18 protein-coding genes and 1 riboswitch are annotated in these 19,001 nt (G+C 66.7%); of the genes, 1 reads left to right on the forward strand and 17 read right to left on the reverse strand.

The window, feature by feature from the left end; translation table 11 throughout:
* Positions 1 to 43: 43 nt before the first annotated feature.
* The 14 genes from ABEA50_RS17470 to ABEA50_RS17535 all read right to left on the reverse strand — a co-directional run bounded on the left by ABEA50_RS17470 (position 44) and on the right by ABEA50_RS17535 (position 13,110).
* Positions 44 to 1,210 (reverse strand): glutathionylspermidine synthase family protein, encoded by a 1,167-nt coding sequence (locus ABEA50_RS17470; RefSeq protein ID WP_345496468.1) that lies wholly within the window; start codon positions 1,208 to 1,210, stop codon positions 44 to 46.
* Positions 1,211 to 1,921, reverse strand: a complete 711-nt coding sequence (locus ABEA50_RS17475; protein ID WP_345496469.1) for a hypothetical protein — start codon at positions 1,919 to 1,921, stop codon at positions 1,211 to 1,213.
* A 31-nt stretch (positions 1,922 to 1,952) separates the two neighbouring features.
* Positions 1,953 to 2,243 (reverse strand): acylphosphatase, encoded by a 291-nt coding sequence (locus tag ABEA50_RS17480; RefSeq protein WP_345496470.1) that lies wholly within the window; start codon positions 2,241 to 2,243, stop codon positions 1,953 to 1,955.
* Between the two features lie 40 nt (positions 2,244 to 2,283).
* Positions 2,284 to 2,712: an OsmC family protein gene (locus tag ABEA50_RS17485; protein WP_345496471.1), complete on the reverse strand. Its 429-nt coding sequence runs from the start codon at positions 2,710 to 2,712 to the stop codon at positions 2,284 to 2,286.
* 89 nt (positions 2,713 to 2,801) lie between these two features.
* A complete protein-coding gene (locus ABEA50_RS17490) occupies positions 2,802 to 4,943 on the reverse strand; it encodes an amylo-alpha-1,6-glucosidase (protein ID WP_425577629.1) in 2,142 nt (713 codons plus the stop codon).
* Entirely contained in the window at positions 4,940 to 6,043 is a 1,104-nt protein-coding gene (locus ABEA50_RS17495) for a glycosyltransferase family 4 protein (RefSeq protein WP_345496472.1), read from the reverse strand. The genes ABEA50_RS17490 and ABEA50_RS17495 overlap by 4 nt, the downstream gene beginning before the upstream one ends.
* 330 nt (positions 6,044 to 6,373) lie before the next feature.
* Entirely contained in the window at positions 6,374 to 7,903 is a 1,530-nt protein-coding gene (locus ABEA50_RS17500; RefSeq protein WP_345496473.1) for a PstS family phosphate ABC transporter substrate-binding protein, read from the reverse strand.
* 107 nt (positions 7,904 to 8,010) lie between these two features.
* Positions 8,011 to 9,075: a PHP domain-containing protein gene (locus ABEA50_RS17505; protein WP_345496474.1), complete on the reverse strand. Its 1,065-nt coding sequence runs from the start codon at positions 9,073 to 9,075 to the stop codon at positions 8,011 to 8,013.
* A 5-nt stretch (positions 9,076 to 9,080) separates the two neighbouring features.
* A complete protein-coding gene (locus ABEA50_RS17510) occupies positions 9,081 to 9,662 on the reverse strand; it encodes a dihydrofolate reductase family protein (RefSeq protein WP_345496475.1) in 582 nt (193 codons plus the stop codon).
* 88 nt (positions 9,663 to 9,750) lie between these two features.
* Positions 9,751 to 10,656 carry a bifunctional DNA-formamidopyrimidine glycosylase/DNA-(apurinic or apyrimidinic site) lyase gene (mutM, locus tag ABEA50_RS17515; RefSeq protein WP_345496476.1) on the reverse strand — a complete coding sequence of 302 codons (906 nt, stop codon included), beginning with the start codon at positions 10,654 to 10,656 and terminating at the stop codon, positions 9,751 to 9,753.
* Positions 10,657 to 10,660: 4 nt separating this feature from the next.
* Positions 10,661 to 11,374 carry a ribonuclease III gene (gene rnc, locus ABEA50_RS17520; protein ID WP_425577630.1) on the reverse strand — a complete coding sequence of 238 codons (714 nt, stop codon included), beginning with the start codon at positions 11,372 to 11,374 and terminating at the stop codon, positions 10,661 to 10,663.
* Between the two features lie 22 nt (positions 11,375 to 11,396).
* A complete protein-coding gene (gene rpmF / locus ABEA50_RS17525; RefSeq protein WP_345496477.1) occupies positions 11,397 to 11,579 on the reverse strand; it encodes a 50S ribosomal protein L32 in 183 nt (60 codons plus the stop codon).
* A gap of 2 nt (positions 11,580 to 11,581) precedes the next feature.
* On the reverse strand, positions 11,582 to 12,256 hold the full coding sequence (locus ABEA50_RS17530; RefSeq protein WP_345496478.1) for a YceD family protein: 675 nt from the start codon (positions 12,254 to 12,256) through the stop codon (positions 11,582 to 11,584).
* A gap of 107 nt (positions 12,257 to 12,363) precedes the next feature.
* Positions 12,364 to 13,110, reverse strand: coding sequence for a DivIVA domain-containing protein (locus tag ABEA50_RS17535; protein ID WP_345496627.1), 747 nt, complete (start codon positions 13,108 to 13,110; stop codon positions 12,364 to 12,366).
* Between the two features lie 276 nt (positions 13,111 to 13,386).
* Here ABEA50_RS17535 and ABEA50_RS17540 point away from each other — a divergent pair, with 276 nt between their 5' ends.
* Entirely contained in the window at positions 13,387 to 13,905 is a 519-nt protein-coding gene (locus ABEA50_RS17540; protein WP_345496479.1) for a GtrA family protein, read from the forward strand.
* 47 nt (positions 13,906 to 13,952) lie between these two features.
* On the opposite strand, the gene coaD is transcribed toward ABEA50_RS17540, so the two are convergent.
* The 3 genes from coaD to ABEA50_RS17555 all read right to left on the reverse strand — a co-directional run bounded on the left by coaD (position 13,953) and on the right by ABEA50_RS17555 (position 18,480).
* Positions 13,953 to 14,444 carry a pantetheine-phosphate adenylyltransferase gene (gene coaD / locus ABEA50_RS17545; RefSeq protein ID WP_345496481.1) on the reverse strand — a complete coding sequence of 164 codons (492 nt, stop codon included), beginning with the start codon at positions 14,442 to 14,444 and terminating at the stop codon, positions 13,953 to 13,955.
* Between the two features lie 74 nt (positions 14,445 to 14,518).
* A complete protein-coding gene (gene rsmD / locus ABEA50_RS17550) occupies positions 14,519 to 15,079 on the reverse strand; it encodes a 16S rRNA (guanine(966)-N(2))-methyltransferase RsmD (RefSeq protein ID WP_345496482.1) in 561 nt (186 codons plus the stop codon).
* Positions 15,076 to 18,480, reverse strand: coding sequence for a pyruvate carboxylase (locus ABEA50_RS17555; protein WP_345496483.1), 3,405 nt, complete (start codon positions 18,478 to 18,480; stop codon positions 15,076 to 15,078). Before ABEA50_RS17555 ends, rsmD begins: the two co-directional genes overlap by 4 nt.
* Positions 18,481 to 18,738: 258 nt before the next feature.
* A riboswitch (cobalamin riboswitch) is annotated at positions 18,739 to 18,958 on the forward strand.
* Positions 18,959 to 19,001 lie beyond the last annotated feature (43 nt).

Here is a 19,001-nt window from a genome sequence, read left to right on the forward strand (position 1 = left end):
ATGGTGTTGGGTAGCATCTGCGGTCGCCCGCACAATGCGTGGTTCACGAACCGACGATCCGGTGCGGGACGAACGCCGAACCGTCGTCGGTGATCAGCCCGGCGGTCTCCCGGATACCGAGACCCGCCGCCGCGTCGCCGACGATCCAGGTACCGAGCACCGGGCGCATGTCGTCGAATTCCGGTAGTGGATCCAACAACTGGTACACGTACCCTTCTTCGCCGTACACACCACCGGTCGAGGTTTCCACCCCGCCACCGACGATCGTCATATTGGCGCCCTCCCGGCCGAGCTTCGGCTTGCGAATGTACTCGGTGAGTTCGTTCGGCTGATCCAGGTAGGCGGGCAACAGGTTCGGATGCCCCGGATACATCTCCCACAACACGGCGAGAATGGCCTTGTTGCTCAACAACGTCTTCCAGAGCGGTTCGATCCACATGCACTCCGGCAGACTCTCGACCACACGCTTCCCGAAATCGTCGTCGAGTACCCACTCCCACGGGTACAGCTTGAAAATCCCCTCGATCGGCGCCTCGGCCAGGTCGACGAAACGCGCCAGCTCCGTGTCGAATCCGATTTCCTCGATGGGCAGTGCGATCGTGTCGAATCCCGCCTCGGCGGCTGTCTCCTGCATATACGCGGTGGTGACGTTGTCCTCGCCGGTCGCGTCGGCACCGGACCAGGTGAAATGCAGCAGGGGTGAAGGCAGGATGTCGCGCAGTTCGCCCCAGCGCGCGACCAGCTTCTCGTGCAGGGAATTCCACTGATCGAATCCCGGATGCAGCGCGGTGAGCCAATGCCACTGCACGATCGCGCCCTCCAACAACGAGGTGGGGGTATCGGCGTTGTACTCGAGAAGTTTCGCGGGACGCCTCGCGTCGTAACGCAGATCGAAACGGCCGTAGACATACGGGTCGTTGCGCCGCCACGACTCCGCGATCGGCCCCCACGACCATTCCGGCAGACCGAAATCCGCGAAACGTTCGGTGAGCACGATGTTTTCCACGGCGTTCAGGCACATCGAGTGCAGCAGTTCCACGTCGGCTTCCAGCGCGAGGATCTCCGACATCTCGAATTCGTAGTAGACCGATTCGTCCCAGTACGGCCTCGGCTGGCCGCTGGCGTCGCGACCGGGGATGCCGTAGACGAGACCCTGGTCCTCGGTGATCTGCTGCCAATCCTGGCGCGGGGTGGCGCGCAAGCGGCGCATCTACGAACCCCCGCTCGTGCTCTTGCTGCCGAGCCCGCCGCGCTGGATGACGGAGCCGCTCTTGGTCTTGATCTCGGCGTTCTTCGGTTTCACCGTCGTGCCACCCACCGGGGGTTGGCCGATCGTTCCGGTACCGCCGTAGTTGTAGCGATACTGCGGGCCACCGCCGATGAAGATCAAGCCACCGGTGCTGGAGAAGCCGGGCCGGCCTTCGCCGCAATAGTTGTCCGGGACAACGACTTCCTGACCGTTCTCGACCTTGACGCAGGACGCGGTGACCTTATCGGTGTGCAGCGCACGGTAACCCAGGTACCCGCCACCGACGAGCGCGGCGACGCCGACCACCGCGATGGTCCCCTTCATCACCCGCTTGCGGGTGCGGTCGCGCTGCTGGTCGGCCAGAATTTGGGCTTGCCGCTGTTGCTCGGCCTGCTGGCGCGCCTTGTCCCTGGCACGCGCCTCGGCGACCGTCGGTGGCCGGGGCTGGGTAACACCCGGCTCCTGACGCTGGATGCGACCAGACGGTGGCGTGGGCGCCGCAGCAGCGGAATCGGCGGGACTCGAAGGACCCTGTGACGGGTACTGCGGCTGGACGGGGTACTCCGGCCGGGTCGGGGGATTACCCGAATCCTGGCCGCCGTTCGGTGGTTGGCCACCGGTCGACCCCGAACCCCCCTGCTGGTTCTCGTCATTCGGATTCGGTGTGTTCACCGCTGCATTCCCCTCCTCGGCCGATCTGTCACTAGCGCTCCTCGAATCCGGTGGAATCGCCCCGCGCCGGCTCCCAGCCTTCCACAACAACATCGACCCGACCAGGAGTGTCCCCCGAGCGCAGCAGTTCCAGCAACCGTTCGCACCCGGCGCGCTCACCCTCCGCGACCACGTGTACGCGTCCGTCGCGCGCGTTTCTCGCATGGCCGGTGAGCCCGAGTTCCAGTGCGCGCGAACGGGTCCACCAGCGGAAACCCACGCCTTGTACGTGCCCGTGCACCCATGCGCCGAGCCGGACCGTCTCGTGTGGGTCACCCGTCATGCCGACAGATCCTATGGGACGCGCACCCGCCCGCCGTTGATCACGCGTCGACGTCGAAGCTCAGCGTCACCTTGCTGCCCGCCTTGACCGTCCGACCGACCGTGCACACCTTGTCGATCGCGCGTTGCACGGTGACCAGTAGCCGTTCGCGCGCCTGCTCGTCGAGCTCGCTCAGGTCCAGCTCGAAGGTCTCATCGATCTGCGGGTACACCTCGTTCTCCCGGTCGGCCTCCCCCGACACCGCGATCCGCGCGTCGAAGTTGTCACCGAGCTTGCGCGACAACGGAAAGTCGGCACTCAGTCCCGAACACGCCGCGACCGCGATCTTCAACAGCTCGCCGGGTGTGAAGGCGCCCTCCACCCCTTGCGAGGCGATCAGCACCTCGCCGCCGCGCGAACTGCGACCCGTGTAAGCCCTCGTCCCGGTGCGCTCCACCCACAGACTCGTCGGTTCCTTCGAATCACCCATTGTTCGATCCTGCCATCGTCCCGATTTCCCTCAACACGCCTGCCAACGTCACCGCCCCGGCTCGCCATTCCACCGCCACCGCGAACGCGTCACTTCGTGAGCAGTTGCCAGTCGTCGGGCAGGCGAGCGGCGATCACCTCGGTGCCCTGCACCTCGAGGTCGATGGTGACGTCACCGAGACGCAGCGCGGTGACCGCGATCTTGCCCCACTGCGGCGGCAACTGCGGGTGCACGGTGATGGTGCGCTCGCGCGCGTCGGGGGTGAGCCCGAGAAAGGCGCGGACCAGCAGTATCGGCGCGGCGCTCGCCCATGCCTGCGGCGAACACGAGGTGGGATACGGCACCGGGACAGGGAACTGCGTGCGCGCGAAACCGCAATACAGCTCCGGCAGCCTGCCGTCGAAAGCCGCCGCGGCGGCGAGCAACCCGTCCGCGAGCTTGGTCGCCAACTCGACAGCGCCGGGCAGATGCCGATAACGCAACAGGCCGGCGACGGCGATCGCGGTGTCGTGCGGCCACACCGAACCGCAGTGATAACTCATCGGGTTGTAGGCGCCCATCGACGAGGCGAGGGTGCGCAAGCCGAATCCACTGTCCATCTCCGGGTCCGCCAACCGGCCGATCAGTTCGGCGGCGTGCTCGTCGGTGGCGATGCCCGACCAGAGGCAGTGCGCGGCATTGCTGGTCAACGCGTCGATTCGACGCTTACCCGCGTCGAGAGCGACCGCGTACCAGCCCTTTTCGGGCAACCAGAACTGTTCGGCGAACTTGCCACGCAGTTCCGCGGCACGGTCACGCATGACGCTGGCCACACGCGGCTCGTCGAACGCGTCCGCCAACTCGGCGCGCGCCAACATCGCGCTGTGCGCGTACCCCTGCACCTCGCACAACGCGATCGGCGCCTCGGCGATGTGCCCCGTGGCGTCGTTGATGCCGTCGAAGCTGTCCTTCCAGCCCTGGTTCACCAAGCCGCGGTCGGTGGCGCGGCGGTACTCGATGAAGCCGTCTCCGTCGCGGTCGCCGTATTCGGTGATCCACCGCATCGCCGCGTCGGCGGCGGGCAGCAGTTCTCGGATCGTCTGCTCATCGGCACCCCAGCGCAGACACTCGGCCAGCAGCATCACGAACAACGGGGTGGCGTCGACCGACCCGTAATAGATGTGTCCGCCGAGCACCTGACCACCGGAGGGGCCGCGGCGCATCTCGTGCATGATCCGGCCCGGCTCTTCCTCGGTGAGCGGTTCGATGGTGGTGCCCTGCATCTCGGCCAGCTGCTGCAACGTACCGACCGCGAGATCCACCTCCAGCGGCAGCGCCATCCACGCGGTCAGCAGGCTGTCGCGGCCGAACAGCGTCATGAACCACGGCGCTCCCGCCGCGACGAACGGCCGCCCCTCCTCGGAGTCGTCGTGTATCTGCAACGCGCCCAAGTCACTTTCGGTGCGCCGCAGCACGCGGGTGAGCACAGGGTCGTCGGAAACGATGTCGGTGGCGGTATCTCGCCAGGCTTCGATCTTGCGACCCGGCCCGCTCACCCCGTAGTGCTCACCGGGCGCGAGCGGCGCCTGCACGCGCTGGTTACCCACCGTCGGCTGCGCGATGATCTCGGTCTGCCAGATCTCGCCGGGTGCCACCACGACCCGCCACATCAGCGCGCCGGGCAACATCTCGGGTTCCACAGTCGCCGATACCGAAAGCCCCCGCATCCGATCGGTCCTGTCGTGCAATACCAGTTCGCCGTCGGCCTCGGTCACCTCGGCCCGCGCGTGTCCCGACCGACCTTCCTTCACCGCGAACAAGTCGACGAAATCGGCGTCCACATGCAGTTCCAGGCTCACCGCCGTCGGCTCGGTGCTCATGTTCTCCAGCGTCAGGATCTCGCGCATCCCCTCGGCGACGATCCGTTCGCGCACAAGGAGCAAAGTGCTGTCGGCCAGCCCGGCTTGTGGTGGCCTTCGCAACACGAACCGTGCCGCGAAGGCCTCGGGACTCAGTACCGACAGCGCCTCGGCCGCCTTACCGTCGACCAATAATTCCCATCGCGAGAGGACGCGAGCGTCCCGATAGAACAGCCCGTGCGGCAACCCCGGCTCGACATCGCCGAGCCGGTTCGACAAGCAGAAGGTGCTGCCCTCCACCAGGGTCACCGTGCCGCCGTACCCGCCGAGTCCGGTCGGTTCACCGGAGTTCAACGGGGAGGGGCTTTCCGGGGCGATCGCGTCCGCGCTCACGCCAGCCCGCTCGCCGTGATCGGGACGGGCACCGTCTCGTCGAGGTGCCTGCCCAGCGCCGGACGGCGATGGGTGCGCAGCAGATTGCGATACACCTGCTCATAGCCGTACCCGAGGGTGTCGGCGCCGAAATTCTCCACGACATGTTCCCGGCAGGCGACCGGGTCCATCGACTGCACTTCGGCGATCGCGGCGGGCAGTTCGGACGGATCCGCGCAGATTCGTCCGGTCACGCCGTCGACGATGACTTCCGAAACCGCGCCGCCGCGCAGCGCGACGACCGGTGTTCCACACACCATCGACTCGATCATCACCATGCCGAACGGTTCTTCCCACAGCACAGGGAACAACAAGCACCTCGCATTTGCCAGAAGTTTGCGCTTGGCCACCGAGTCCGCCAGGCCATACACATGGTCCTGCGAAGTGAGCAGCGGACGCACCTTCTCCTCGAAGTACTTCAACTCCGCCTGCTCGCTGCACTTGCCCGCGAGCACCAGCGGAATACCCGCGGCGTGCGCCGCCTCCAGTGCGAGGTGCGGCGCCTTGCACTCGTTGAACCGGCCGAGGAACAACGCGTAGTTGTCCTTCTCGACCTGGAACGGCCATTCTTCGACGCGCAACGCGTTGTGCACGCGCCCGACCCAGTTCAGGCCGGAAGCCAACGAACGCTGGCGGTTGCTGATCGCCACGAGCGCGACCTCGTCGCCGAGCTCCTGGTAATAGCGGTAGATGTCGTCCTCGACCGGACCGTGCACCGTCAGCACCGTCGGCAGGCCGAGACCGTGGTAAACCGGGGCATTGAGCGGCCCGGCGAAGGTGTGGTCGTGCACCAGGTCGATACCGGAGGTGGCGGCGATCCGCTCGATCGCCCTCCGCACCCGTAGCGCGTGAACGACCTCGGGGAACGGCTCACCGAGCCGTTCGGGGACCGCCCTGTCCCACAGCGGAACGAAGGTGGCAGCCTTCGTGCCCGGCTCACCGGCACCGAGCAAGGTCACGTCGTGACCTCGTTCGACCAGCGAGTCCACCAGATCGGCGACCACGGCTTCCACACCGCCGTACGCCTTCGGTGGCACATCGAAATAGGGCGGGACGACCATCGCAATGCGGTACCGGGTACCGACATGGTCCATCGACAACAAATCGGATGAGGCAGGTTGCACAGACATGGGAGCGGAGAACGCGCTCATGACCCTCCTTCCAGGGACACAACCGTTTGCACTCGCATCCACCCAGCACTCGGAGTACCGGGCGCCGAACAGGTGGCCGCCTCGGCGGAGGTGAAGACGGTGCCGCACCGCCGTCCAGTAGTGCTCGGTTGGCCTGGCCACGCGTGTGGCGTGATCAGGGGGGCCGAGAGTGATGTACCTCATCGAGGCCCTCCCAAACCAGCGATTAGCTGAAAAGTCGCCGGCGTGTCGGGTATGCGCTCAAAACTCCGGAGAGCAACGGCCGGGATCCGGCAGTTCCGCGCACGGCGCATTACCGTGCTCACGCAGCACATCCTTGCCGGCCTGGTCGGTCAGGAAGCGCAGAAAACTCGCCGCGAGCGAATCGGCGGGCAGCTCGCCGTAGCTGTAGGCGTATTCGACACCCCAGAACGGATAGCTGCGGTCGATCGCCGAGTCCCGATTCGCGCCGACCCCGTCGATCGCGACGCTCGTGAGCTTCGCCCGCTCGGCCTCCGAATACTCCGCGTAGCCGACCGCGCCGGGTATCTGCGCGACCGCCTTGGTCATGTCGGCGGTGACCTGGGCATCGCAGTGCGCGCCGTCGCGTTGCTCGGCCCCCTTGAGCGCGGTACAGCTCACGTGCGGCCGTTCGGGTTGACCGGCACCGAGCAGCCTGCGTTCGAAGGTGTTGCGGGTGCCTGAGCCCGGAATCCGATTGACCAACACCACGGGCAGATCCCGGCCACCGACCTCACGCCAATTACCGACCTTGCCCTGGTACAGATCCCGGATCTGTTCGGTACTGAGCGCGTCGACACCCACACCGCGATCGACGATCACGGAGAACAACGACAACGCCAGCGGCCGTGGGGTGAGCATCGGGTATCCGTCCCCCTTGGGCCCGTCGCTGATCGTGATCGAACCGGGGTCCGGCGCGGCGTGTTCGGCCAGTCGATCGAGCCCGCGCTCGGAGCCCTCGAATTCCTCGGCGAATTCGGCACCGGTGCACCTGTTCGCATACTGGTCGGCGGCGTCCTTCATGACCTGCTCGAACGCCGACGAGCCGAGCAGGGTGAGCTTGCCGCTCGCACAGTCCAGCGGTGTCGGCGGCGGCTGCGCCGCGTTGACGGCGAGTTGAGCGATGATCACCAGGACCAGGAAAACGGTCAGCGCCACCATCATCTTCGGTACGCCGATGCGGTTGCGCGTCTGCACCACTCGCCCACCGGAGATTCCGCCGACCACGGCGGGTGCGGGGTATTCACCGGTTCCGCGCGAGCGTTGCAGAATCGCCAGAATCTTGTAGTGGTCGCCCCGATCCAGCGGCACCCTCGGCAGATCGATGACCCCGATGTGGCCGCCGGTGTCCTCGCGCACCGCGATTCCCGCCCCTGGCACGAGGCTGTCGGCGAGCCCGTCGTCACTGAGTTCGGTGACCGCCATGCCCATCACCCTGCGATGCGGGAAGCGCAGGTGCAGACCGACGAGACTGCCTTCGGGTCCGCGATAATCGCTGCCGCCGATATCCGCGAACCCGCTGTTCTCGATGCGCACCAGCACAATCGAGAGGTCCTGCAGATCCGGTGTGCTCTCCCCGCTCGACGGCCGCAGCTGCGGAAGCACGCCGGGGAAAACGGATTCGATCGAACCGGTGACCGGGGTGTCCATCTGCACCCGGTAGCCGAGCCGTTTGCGCCCGATGATCACGAATTCCCAGAGGAACGCCGCGACCGGGATCACGATGCCGACGACCGGCAGCAAATATTGGACGAAGAACTCGCCGCCCATCGGGCAACACCCCCAGATAGCTGTCTGGCCACCCATCTTCGGCCACGCCCTGGCACTTGAACCGGATTGGTCGAACTATTCGGCGACTGTTCACCCCCGCGCCATCGCTACGGTTCGGCGGACGAATTCGTCCATGCCGACAACCGCGCCAACGGCCAGGTATTGATGACGCGCTCCGCCGCAACACCATTGGCGAGCGCACGGGCACACCCGTAACCCTGCCAATCCAGTTGACCCGGCGCATGCGCGTCGGTGTCGATGCTGAAGTAGCAGTCCTGCTCGACGGCCAGCTGGATGAGTCTGCCTGGCGGATCGCGACGTTCGGGCCTGCTGTTGATCTCGACCGCCGTGCCGTGTCGGCGGCACGCGTCGAATACCGCCTCGGCGTCGAACGTCGACTCAGGGCGGGTGCCGCGCCCGCCTTCGACCAACCGGCCGGTGCAGTGTCCGAGCACGTCGACGTGCGGGTTGGCCACGGCCGCCAGCATCCGCCGGGTCATCGTCGCGCTGTCCGCACGCAGGTGTGAATGCACGCTGGCCACAACGACATCCAATCTGGCGAGCAGCTGTTCGTGCTGGTCGAGCGCGCCGTCGGCGAGGATGTCCACCTCGATCCCGGTGAGGATACGAAACGGTGCCATGCGCGCGTTCAGATCGTCGAGCAGGTCGAGTTGTGCGCGCAACCGATCCGCCGACAACCCGTTGGCGACGGTCAGTCGCGGCGAATGATCGGTGAGCGCACAGTATTCGTGGCCGAGCGCCCGCGCGACGCTCATCATCTCCTCGATCGGACTGCCACCGTCGGACCAGTCGGAATGGGTATGCAGGTCGCCGCGCAGCCGGGCACGCAACGACTTTCCTTCTGCGCCGATGGGCTCGGCGGCGGACCGGAGTTCGACGAGATAGTCCGGCACCGCGCCCGCATACGCCTGCTCGATCACCGACGCGGTCTTGGGCCCGATTCCGGTGAGCTCGCGCCAACTGCGCGCGACCCGGCGCGCGTCCCGTTCCTCGGGGGCCAGCCCGGCAAGGATATCGGCGGCCTTGCGGTAGGCCTTGACCCGATGTGTCTGCGCCCGTGCGCGTTCCAGCCAGAAGCCGATCTCCCGCAAAGCCGCGATCGGGCCGGGGGCGGCCTGATCGCGTGCGGGAGACGGCTTCTGGTCCGGCAACGGCGTTACCCGATTCTGCTGTACTTCACGAAGGCGACACCGTCATCGAAGACACTGCTGGTGATCACCCGGTACTCCGCGGGGGACGGCAAGTGCGGATCGCGACCGAACAGCGGCCGACCGCTGCCGAGCACCACCGGATAGATCTTGAGGAAGATCTGATCGATCTCGGGCAGCAACACCTTGGCGAGCTCGCCGCCACCACACAGCCAGATGCCGAGCCCCTCGGCGCGTTTGAGCTCACGCACCTTCGCCAACGGGTCCTCGGCGATCAATTCCACCGCGGGATCGGGGTTTTCCGGCAACGTCGTGGACACCACGTATTGGTGCAGGTGCGAGTACGGGCTGGAGGTACCCGTGCGCACCCCGAAGTCGTGGGTCTTGCGACCCATCAACACGGTGTCGAAGTACCGGTTGGCCCTGTCGATACCCATCGACTCGCGCACCTTGGTCGGCAGCGTCTCCGGATACTGCGCGGTGATGGCCGGACCGTGGTCGCCCCCGACCGGGAAGAAATCTACCGAGCCCTCCTCTGTGGCGATGAATCCGTCGATGGTCGACGCGACGTAATACGTGAGATTGCGCATGTGTCCTTCCTCCACGGCCGGCTCGGCGTCCGAACCGCCTTCACCCGAAACGGTAGCTCGCGCCGATGGCTCGGCGCAGCCCCCTTCGCTACGGGCGCCGCGGCGCCGGCTGACAGCGCGGGCACGAGAAGGACGAGCGATTCATGAAGCGCTCGCGCACGATCGGTGCGCCACACCGTAGGCAACCCTCGCTCTCGCGTCCGTACACGGCCAGCGAGCGTTCGAAGTACCCGGACTGGCCGTTGACATTGACATACAGGGCGTCGAACGAGGTGCCACCCGCGGCGAGTGCGCGCTCGAGCACGGCGGTGACCTCGGCGATCAGTGCGCGCACCGCGGGACGGGACAGGCCCGAGGCCAGGCGGGTGCCATGCAGCTTCGCCAGCCACAACGATTCGTCGGCGTAAATATTGCCGATACCGGAGATCACCGTCTGATCGAGCAGCACCCGCTTGATCTCGGTGCGCTTGGCGCGGATCGCGCCGACCGTGGCTTCGAGGTCGAACAACGGGTCGAGCGGATCGCGGGCGATGTGCGCGACAGGTTCGGGAACCAGCGTGCCGTCCACCGTCACCAGTGGTGCGAGTGCCCAACCGCCGAAGGTGCGCTGGTCGACGAAGCGCAACTGGGTGCCGTCGTCGAGGTCCGCGCGAATGTGCGCGTGCTTTTCCATCGGCACACCCGCCGCTTGCACGAGCATTTGGCCGCTCATGCCGAGGTGCACGACCAGCGACGTCTCGAATCGAGAGGGGTCCTCGCCGGTGTCGTCGCCGTGCTCGTCTTCGCGCTCGACGAGCGTCAGCCACAGAAATTTGCCGCGCCGCCGCGCCTGCGCGACGCGCAGGCCGGTCAAGCGGGCGGCGAGGTCGGCGGCGCCTTCGAGATGGCGGCGCACCGAGCGTGGGTGCGTGACCGCCACCGACTCGATGACCCGACCCACCACGTGCTCGGCCAGACCGCACCGAACGACTTCGACCTCGGGAAGCTCGGGCAACGGCTCAGGACGCCGCGGTGAGCGCCTGGTAAGCGGCGCCCGCCGCCTTCTGTTCGGCTTCCTTCTTCGACCGTCCGACACCCTGCCCGTAGGCGTGGCCGCCGACCACGGTGGTCGCGGTGAATTCCTTGTCGTGGTCGGGACCGGTCGAGCTGATCTCGTAACTCGGCACACCGAGACCACGTTCGGCGGTCAACTCCTGGAGGCTGGTCTTCCAATCGAGGCCAGCACCCATGCGAGGGCCGCGTTCGAGCAGGTCGGCGAACAGCCGCAGGACCACCGAACGCGCGACGTCGATGCCGTGTTCCAGGTGCACCGCACCGAGCAACGACTCCATACCGTCGGCGAGGATGCTCGGCTTATTCCTGCCGCCGGTGAGTTCCTCACCCTTGCCGAGCAGCAGGTGCGCGCCGAGGCCACCATCGCTGAGACCGCGCGCCACCTCCGCGAGCGCGTGCATATTCACCACGCTCGCCCGCAACTTGGCCAACTCGCCCTCGGACTTGTCCGGGTGCTCGCTGTAGAGACGCTCGGTGATGCTCAGGCCGAGGACGGAATCGCCGAGAAACTCCAGCCGCTCATTGGTCGGCAATCCACCGTTCTCGTAGGCGTACGACCGGTGGGTCAGCGCGAGGCGCAACAGTTCCGGTGATACGTCCACACCGAGGGCGGCGAGGAGTTCGGCGTGCTTATCGGACGAAGCGGTTTCTTCGGTCACGTCGATACGACAGATCGATCGATCAGACAGCCGAGGTCACCTGACGGCCCTTGTAGGTACCGCACGACGGGCACGCGACGTGCGGCAGCGTCTTCTCGCCGCAGCCACGGTTCGGGCAGGTGATCAGGGTTGGCGCGGTGGCCTTCCACTGGCTGCGCCGCGACCTGGTGTTGGAACGGGACATCCGGCGCTTGGGAACGGCCACGACTACTTCTCCTTGGTTCTATTGCTTGCCGGTTCGGCAGATCGGTTTTCTGAGTCTGGCACGGCCGCACCCGATTCCGGGGTGCCGTTGCCGGGCGATTCGGTGGCGAAATTCGCCAGCCCGGCCCAGCGAGGGTCAAGTATCTCATGCGCGTGATCGGGGCCGACACTCGCCGTCCGAACACCGCACTCCGGGCACAGGCCCGCGCAGTCGGGAGTGCACAGCGGTTGCAGCGGCAACGCGAGACCGACAGCGTCCACGACCACCGGCTCCAGGTCGATCGTGTCGTCCAGCATGCGGTAGACCTCGTCGTCCTCGGTGGTCTGCTCGGTCACGCTGTCCGGGTAGGCGAACAACTCGGTGAGCTGGATCTCGACCTCGTCGGTGAACGATTCGAGACAGCGCGAGCATTCGCCCTCCACCGGTCCGGTGGCACTGCCGGTGACCAACACACCCTCGGACACGGCCTGCAACCGCAGGTCGAGGTCGACCTCCGCACCCTGGGGAATGGCGGCCAGGTCGAGACCGATCCGGTCGGCGGTGGTGAGCGTCCTGCGCACTTCGCGTTGCGTACCCGCGCGACGACCGAGACTGCGCACGTCGAGCACGAACGCCGCGTCCGGCTCACGGCGAGCAGCCGTGCGCGAGCGCGAGGCGGAATCGGAACGGGCGGACATCACGGACTCACTTCGTCGTCGGGGGATCAGTCGTCCAGAGATCACTGGCAACCACTCAACGATACGCGAGGGCATGCCGGAATCTCAAAACGAGCCCGCGACCGCGACTACCGGCGGTATTCGGCCGCGTAGTCCGGTGCGCCCCCGCCGGTACGCAGCTGATGCCGACCACGACCCGCGGTGCGCAGCATCGCGTCGAGGGTCTCCTCGAATTCGGCGAGCCTGCCGTCGACGTAATGGTCGCATTCCTCGCGCATCCGGTCGGACTCGCTGTGCGCCCGGTCGATCACCCGCGCGGACTCGGCGTGCGCGGCACGCACCACCTCGGTCTCCGAGACCAGCCTCGCCTGCTCGGCGACGCCCTCGGCGAGCGAACGGTCGTAGGAATCCTTGCCCGCCTCGATCAGCCGGTCGGATTCGACCTTCGCCCGTCCGGTCACGTCCTCGAATTCGGCGTTGCCGTCGGCTACCACCTGGTCGGCCTCGGCCTGCGCCGAGCTCACCAGGTGATCGGCGTGCGCGGTGGCTTCGGCCACCATGCGGTCGGCATGCGCCTTGGCCTCGGCCAGAATCCGGTCGGCCTCTTCGCGGGCGGAGCCGACGGTGTGCTCGGCCTCGCTGTTGGCGTCGGCGACGGTGGTCTCGGCGCTGTCGCGGGCATCTCCGACGATCTTGTCCCGGATATCGAGCACGTCCTGGGCATCGTCCAGCTCACCGGGCAGGGCGTCGCGCACGTCGTCCAACAGTTCGAGCACGTCACCTCTCGGCACGATGCAGCTGCGGGTCGGCGGGATGCCGCGCGCTTCTTCGACGATGGCGACGAGCTCGTCGAGTGCCTCGAATACGCGATACATGCTCACTACCCCACTCTCTGCGGCCTACGGCGAACTTTCCGCCGCTGCCCAGTGTGCCCTGCACCACGGCTGGGGCCGAGTCGTTGACCGGTGTGTCGTTGTCGGTGTCTCGCAAGCCACAGAATCAAGTGGAGGATATTCCTCCACTTGATGTTAAATTGAGGGTGTCGATCGTCGAACGATCGTCGATGAGGAAATCCGAGTAGCTCGAGGGAAGGAAAACGGCACCTAGCGCTGTTACCCCACCGAGAGCTCTCACGTTCGATCGGAAGACAGATGACTGTTCTGGAACGGCACCGGCCCGTGGCGAATTACGCCACGAGCTTGTTCGTGCCCTGGACCGGCGGCTACCCGCTGCTGCGGATCAGGGTGCCCTCGGCCGCGCTCCAGCAGTTGCCGAGCTACCTGCGCGGTGATCGGGCTCTGCCGCAACTGATCCGGTTCGCGCTGGTCGGCGGCGTGAGCAATGTCGCGTATGTGCTGTTGTTCCTCGCCATGCACGGCACGGGACCCTTGGTCGCCAATGTCGTCGGCTCGATCGTCAGCACGATGATCGCCAACGAACTGCACCGCAGGCTCACCTTCCACGCCTCCGACCGGGTCGGCTGGTTCACCGCACAGTGGGAGGGCGGCGGCCTCGCCCTGCTCGGCCTCGGGATCAGCACCGCGGCGTTGGCCGTCCTCGCCTTGCTCGCACCGGGACTCGGCGGTGCGGCACAGGCCGCGTCGGTCCTCGCGATCAGCGCGGCGGTCGGCGCCATGCGCTTCCTCGCGCTGCGCGGTTGGGTGTTCTGAGCTGGCCTTACGCGCAGCTGGTGCGACGACCGGCGCTACGGCGGAGGCTACTTCTCCGCGGCGCGTTCGGCGAGACGTTCGATAAGCCGCTTGTGCACGACCGGGGGCAGCATGTCGGAGACATCGCCGCCGAACGTGGCGACCTCCTTGATCAGGGAGCTGGACAGGTGGCTGTATACGGGATTCGCGGCGATGAAGAAGGTCTCGACGCCGCCGATCTTCTTGTTCATCTGCGCCATCTGTAGCTCGTAGCCGAAATCACCCGCATCCCGCAGGCCCTTCACGATCGCACTGACGCCCTGCTCTGCCGCGAAGTCGACCAACAGGCCGTACCAGGACTCGATCCGCACGTTCGGCAGGTGTTCGGTCGACTCGCGCAGCATCTGGATGCGCTCGTCGACGCTGAACATGCCCTTCTTGCTCTTGTTGATCATGACGGTGACGATGAGTTCGTCGAACTGCGCCGCCGCGCGGGTGAAGACGTCGATATGTCCGTTGGTCACCGGGTCGAAGGATCCGGTGCACAGTGCTCCTGCCATGGCACAAACGCTAGCGCGCGGTGCCACCATCGCACCACCCGATCGTGGGCAAGCGCACCCGCGTCGCCCACGTTCTAACCGAAAGTGGCTATCTCGATGCGGGTTTCGCCGTAGCGACGCGGCTTCGTCGCGACATAGCCTGCCGGCCACCGGGTGTGCGGCGACCGGCTCGATCGTTCCAGCACGAGCACGGCCTCGGGAGCGAGCCAACCCTCGGCGAGGGCGCGCAGATCGGCGCCGATCGCCGCCTCGTCCACCGCGTACGGCGGATCGGAGAAGACCAGGTCGAATCGGTCTTCGGTGGCGAGCACCGATCCGCCGAGGACCGAGGCCACCGTTCCCACGCGCAGCGACGCTCCCGTCAGGCCGAGATCGGCGATATTGGTTCGCACGACCGCCGCGGCTTTGCGGTCGGATTCCACCAGCAACGCCTGCGCCGCGCCGCGCGAGAGGGCTTCCAATCCGAGCGCGCCCGAACCGGCGTAGAGATCGAGGACACGCAGCCCTTCGAAGTCCACGCGCGCATCGAGCGCGCTGAACACGGCTTCGCGCACCCGGTCGGAGGTGGGTCGGGTACCGGTGGGCGGCACCATCAGGCGCCGCCCACCGACCGATCCCGCGACGATCCTCGTCACTGCACCGAGGACTCGCGCAAAGCCAACTCGATCAACAGATCGCCACCTTCTACCTGCTGCACGGCGCCGATCGCCACCCGGCCGACGGTGCCCGCGCGCGGCGCGGTGATGGCTGCCTCCATCTTCATCGCCTCGATGGTACCGACGGTGTCGCCCGCCGATACCGAATCACCTTCGGCGACAGACAATGTCACGACACCCGCGAAGGGTGCGGCGACGTGGCTCTGGTTGCCCTTGTCCGCCTTCTCCACGGCGGGAACGTCGCTGGCGATGGACCGGTCACGCACAGCGACCGGCCGCAGTTGCCCATTGAGAATGCACATCACCGTGCGCATGCCGCGCTCGTCGGGTTCGGAGATGGCCTCCAAACCGATCAGCAGCGTGACACCCTTCTCCAACTCGACACGGTGTTCCTCGCCGTGGCGCAGTCCGTAGAAGAACTGGTTCGCCGACAAACCCATGGTGTCGCCGTACTTTTCCCGGTGCGCGAGGAATTCGTTGGTCGGGCCGGGGAACAACAGCCGGTTGAGGGTCGCGCGACGCTGCTCGGAGGTGCCGTCGAGTCCGGCATTGTCCTCGTCGGTGAGCGGGGTTTCGGGTTTCGCTGGCCCGCGTCCGGCAAGCGCGCGGGTGCGGAAGGGTTCCGGCCAGCCGCCCGCCGGTTCCCCCAATTCGCCACGCAGGAAGCCGATCACCGAATCCGGAATGTCGTAGCTGGCCGGATCATTGGCGAAATCCTCGACCTCGACGCCGGTGCCCACCAGCGCCAACGCCAGGTCGCCGACCACCTTCGACGACGGGGTGACCTTCACCAGGCGGCCGAGCAATCGGTCCGCCGCCGCGTATCTGGCCTCGACCTCCTCGAACCGGTCCCCCAAGCCGAGCGCGATCGCCTGCTGCCGCAGATTCGACAACTGACCGCCGGGGATCTCGTGGGTGTATACCCGGCCCGTCGGTGCGGGAATCCCGGATTCGAAGGGCGCGTACACCTTCCGCAACGCTTCCCAGTACGGCTCCAGGTCGCATACCCTCGACAAGCTCAGCCCCGTGTCGAACTCACTGTGCGCCGCGGCGGCCACGATCGCCGACAACGCGGGCTGACTCGTGGTCCCCGCCAATGCCGCGCTCGCGCCGTCGACGGCGTCCGCGCCCGCCTGCCACGCCGCGAGGTAGGTCGCCAACTGGCCGCCGGGCGTGTCGTGGGTGTGCACGTGCACCGGCAGGTCGAACCGTGCGCGCAACGCCGACACCAACGTCGCCGCCGCGGGGGCGCGCAGGAGTCCCGCCATGTCCTTGATCGCGATGACGTGCGCACCCGCCTCGACGATCTGCTCGGCGAGCTTCAGGTAGTAGTCCAGCGTGTAGAGCGTCTCGTCGGGGTCGGACAGGTCGCCGGTGTAGGACAGCGCGACTTCGGCGACCGCGGTGCCGGTCTCGCGCACCGCGTCGATCGCGGGGCGCATCTGGTCGACATTGTTGAGCGCGTCGAAGATGCGGAAGATATCGATGCCGGTCGCGGTCGCCTCGGAAACGAACGCGCGCGTCACCCGCTCCGGATACGGCGTGTACCCCACGGTGTTGCGGCCACGCAGCAACATCTGCAAGCAGATATTCGGCACCGCTTCGCGCAGGGCGGCCAGCCGCTCCCATGGGTCCTCGTACAGGAACCGCAGGCCCACATCGTAAGTCGCGCCGCCCCAAGCCTCGATCGACAACAACTCCGGTGTCAACCGTGCCACGTGTCCCGCGACACCGAGCAGGCCCTTGGTCCGCACACGCGTCGCCAGCAGGGACTGGTGTGCGTCACGGAATGTCGTGTCGGTAACGCCCACCGCCCGCTGTGCACGCAGGTCGCGCGCGAAACCCTCCGGCCCCAAACGCAATAGCCGCTGCCGCGAACCGTCCGGCGGCGCCACCGTGAGGTCGATGTTCGGCAATTTGTCGTGCGGGTACACCGTCGTCGGACGCTCACCGTGCGGCTTGTTGACCGTGATGTCGGCGAGGTAGTTGAGGATCTTGGTGCCGCGGTCGGCCGAGCCGCGCAGAGTCAGCAACTGCGGGCGTTCCTCGATGAACGAAGTGGTGACGTGTCCCGCCGCGAAATCCGGATCGTCGAGTACCGCTTGCAGGAACGGAATGTTGGTGCTCACGCCGCGAATGCGGAACTCGGCGAGCGCACGCTTGGCCCTGCTCACCGCCGCGTCGAAATCCCTTCCACGGCAGGTGATCTTCACCAGCATCGAATCGAAGTAGGCGCCGATCTCCGCGCCGAGGGTCGCGCCGCCGTCCAAGCGGACACCGGCACCACCCGGCGTGCGGTAGGCGGTGATCCTGCCGGTGTCGGGCCGGAATCCGTTGGCGGGGTCCTCGGTGGTGATGCGGCATTGCAACGCCGCGCCGCGCACCGTGATCGATTCCTGACTCAGCCCCAGCTCACGCAGCGACTCCCCCGCCGCGATCCGCATTTGCGCCTGCACCAGATCGACATCGGTGATTTCCTCGGTCACCGTGTGCTCCACCTGAATACGCGGATTCATCTCGATGAAGACGTGGTTGCCGCGCTCATCGAGCAGGAACTCCACCGTGCCGGCGCAGCTGTAGCCGATCTGGCGCGCGAACGCCACCGCGTCCGCGCAGATGCGCTCGCGCACCGCGGGATCCAGGTTCGGCGCGGGTGCGAGCTCCACAACCTTCTGATGCCGTCGTTGCACCGAGCAATCTCGTTCGAAAAGGTGAATCACCTCGCCGTGGCGATCGGCGAGAATCTGTACCTCGATGTGGCGTGGGTTCACCACCGCCTGCTCGAGGAACACGGTCGGATCGCCGAACGCCGACTCCGCCTCGCGCGAGGCGGCCTCGATCGACTCCCGCAGCGATTCCGGCTCGGCTACACGACGCATGCCACGTCCGCCGCCACCGGCCACCGCCTTCACGAAGATCGGGTAGTCCAATTCCGCCGAGGCCGCGAGCAATTCGTCGACGTCGGCACTGGGCGCACTCGAACGAAGCACGGGAAGCCCCGCGGCCCGTGCCGCATCGATCGCACGCGCCTTGTTGCCCGCCAGTTCGAGCACGTGCGCGGAAGGACCGATGAAGGTGATGCCCGCACGATCACACGCGGCGGCGAGATCGGGGTTCTCGGAGAGGAATCCGTAACCGGGGTAGATGGCGTCGACGCCCGCCGACACGGCGGCATCGATGATCGCGTCGATCGAGAGGTAGGCCCGGACGGGGTGGCCCTCCTCGCCGATCTGGTACGCCTCGGCCGCTTTCAGTCGGTGGACCGAATTACGATCCTCGTACGGGAACACGGCGACGGTCCCGATGCCGAGTTCGTACGCCGCGCGGAAAGCACGGATCGCGATCTCACCACGGTTTGCAACCAACACTTTCGAGAACATTGATTCAAGGTACCTGGCGCTCAGCCCAGGCACTATAGGCAACTCCCGATCTCGCCGATCTTCACAACCGAACATGGCAGCGTTGCGAAGTCCGGGTGACATGGCGGAAACATCCCCCACACGGGCCGTGCGCTGGCACGACTGCGCCCGCGCGCTGGGTGACCGGACACCGGGCGCGGGCACCGCGTTCGAACGCCTATGCTCGAGGGTGCAGCTGGTTCACCGAAGCGCGTACGAGATGGAGCCCCTACGTCGTGCGGAGGTGCCGAGCCCGATCGTCCGCAGGACGAAACGGTGAAGAGGGAACCCGGTGGGAATCCGGGACTGTCCCGCAGCGGTATGCAGGAACGACCACCGTCATGACGCACTGAGAGCACGGCACGCGCGAGCGGGTCGCTCGGGAAGCGACGGTCAGTAGGTCGGCCCGTAGGGGTCGGTGCCTGTGAGTCCGAAGACCTGCCAACTGTGCCGGATACGCCGTATCCGGCGGCCACCGCCTCGTGGATATGGGCGCGCGGACC

Source organism: Nocardia callitridis (assembly GCF_039543305.1).
In the GTDB taxonomy this organism is placed as follows: Bacteria; Actinomycetota; Actinomycetes; order Mycobacteriales; family Mycobacteriaceae; genus Nocardia; species Nocardia callitridis.

What these genes read in the sequence shown, in the direction of transcription:
- ABEA50_RS17470 (WP_345496468.1), bottom strand. Translation starts at nt 1,210, where the DNA reads ATGCGCCGCTTGCGCGCCACCCCGCGCCAGGATTGGCAGCAGATCACC.
- ABEA50_RS17480 (WP_345496470.1), bottom strand. Translation starts at nt 2,243, where the DNA reads ATGACGGGTGACCCACACGAGACGGTCCGGCTCGGCGCATGGGTGCAC.
- ABEA50_RS17485 (WP_345496471.1), bottom strand. Translation starts at nt 2,712, where the DNA reads ATGGGTGATTCGAAGGAACCGACGAGTCTGTGGGTGGAGCGCACCGGG.
- ABEA50_RS17495 (WP_345496472.1), bottom strand. Translation starts at nt 6,043, where the DNA reads ATGGTCGTCCCGCCCTATTTCGATGTGCCACCGAAGGCGTACGGCGGT.
- ABEA50_RS17500 (WP_345496473.1), bottom strand. Translation starts at nt 7,903, where the DNA reads ATGGGCGGCGAGTTCTTCGTCCAATATTTGCTGCCGGTCGTCGGCATC.
- ABEA50_RS17510 (WP_345496475.1), bottom strand. Translation starts at nt 9,662, where the DNA reads ATGCGCAATCTCACGTATTACGTCGCGTCGACCATCGACGGATTCATC.
- ABEA50_RS17530 (WP_345496478.1), bottom strand. Translation starts at nt 12,256, where the DNA reads ATGTCCGCCCGTTCCGATTCCGCCTCGCGCTCGCGCACGGCTGCTCGC.
- ABEA50_RS17535 (WP_345496627.1), bottom strand. Translation starts at nt 13,110, where the DNA reads ATGTATCGCGTATTCGAGGCACTCGACGAGCTCGTCGCCATCGTCGAA.
- ABEA50_RS17540 (WP_345496479.1), top strand. Translation starts at nt 13,387, where the DNA reads ATGACTGTTCTGGAACGGCACCGGCCCGTGGCGAATTACGCCACGAGC.
- coaD (WP_345496481.1), bottom strand. Translation starts at nt 14,444, where the DNA reads ATGGCAGGAGCACTGTGCACCGGATCCTTCGACCCGGTGACCAACGGA.
- ABEA50_RS17555 (WP_345496483.1), bottom strand. Translation starts at nt 18,480, where the DNA reads ATGTTCTCGAAAGTGTTGGTTGCAAACCGTGGTGAGATCGCGATCCGT.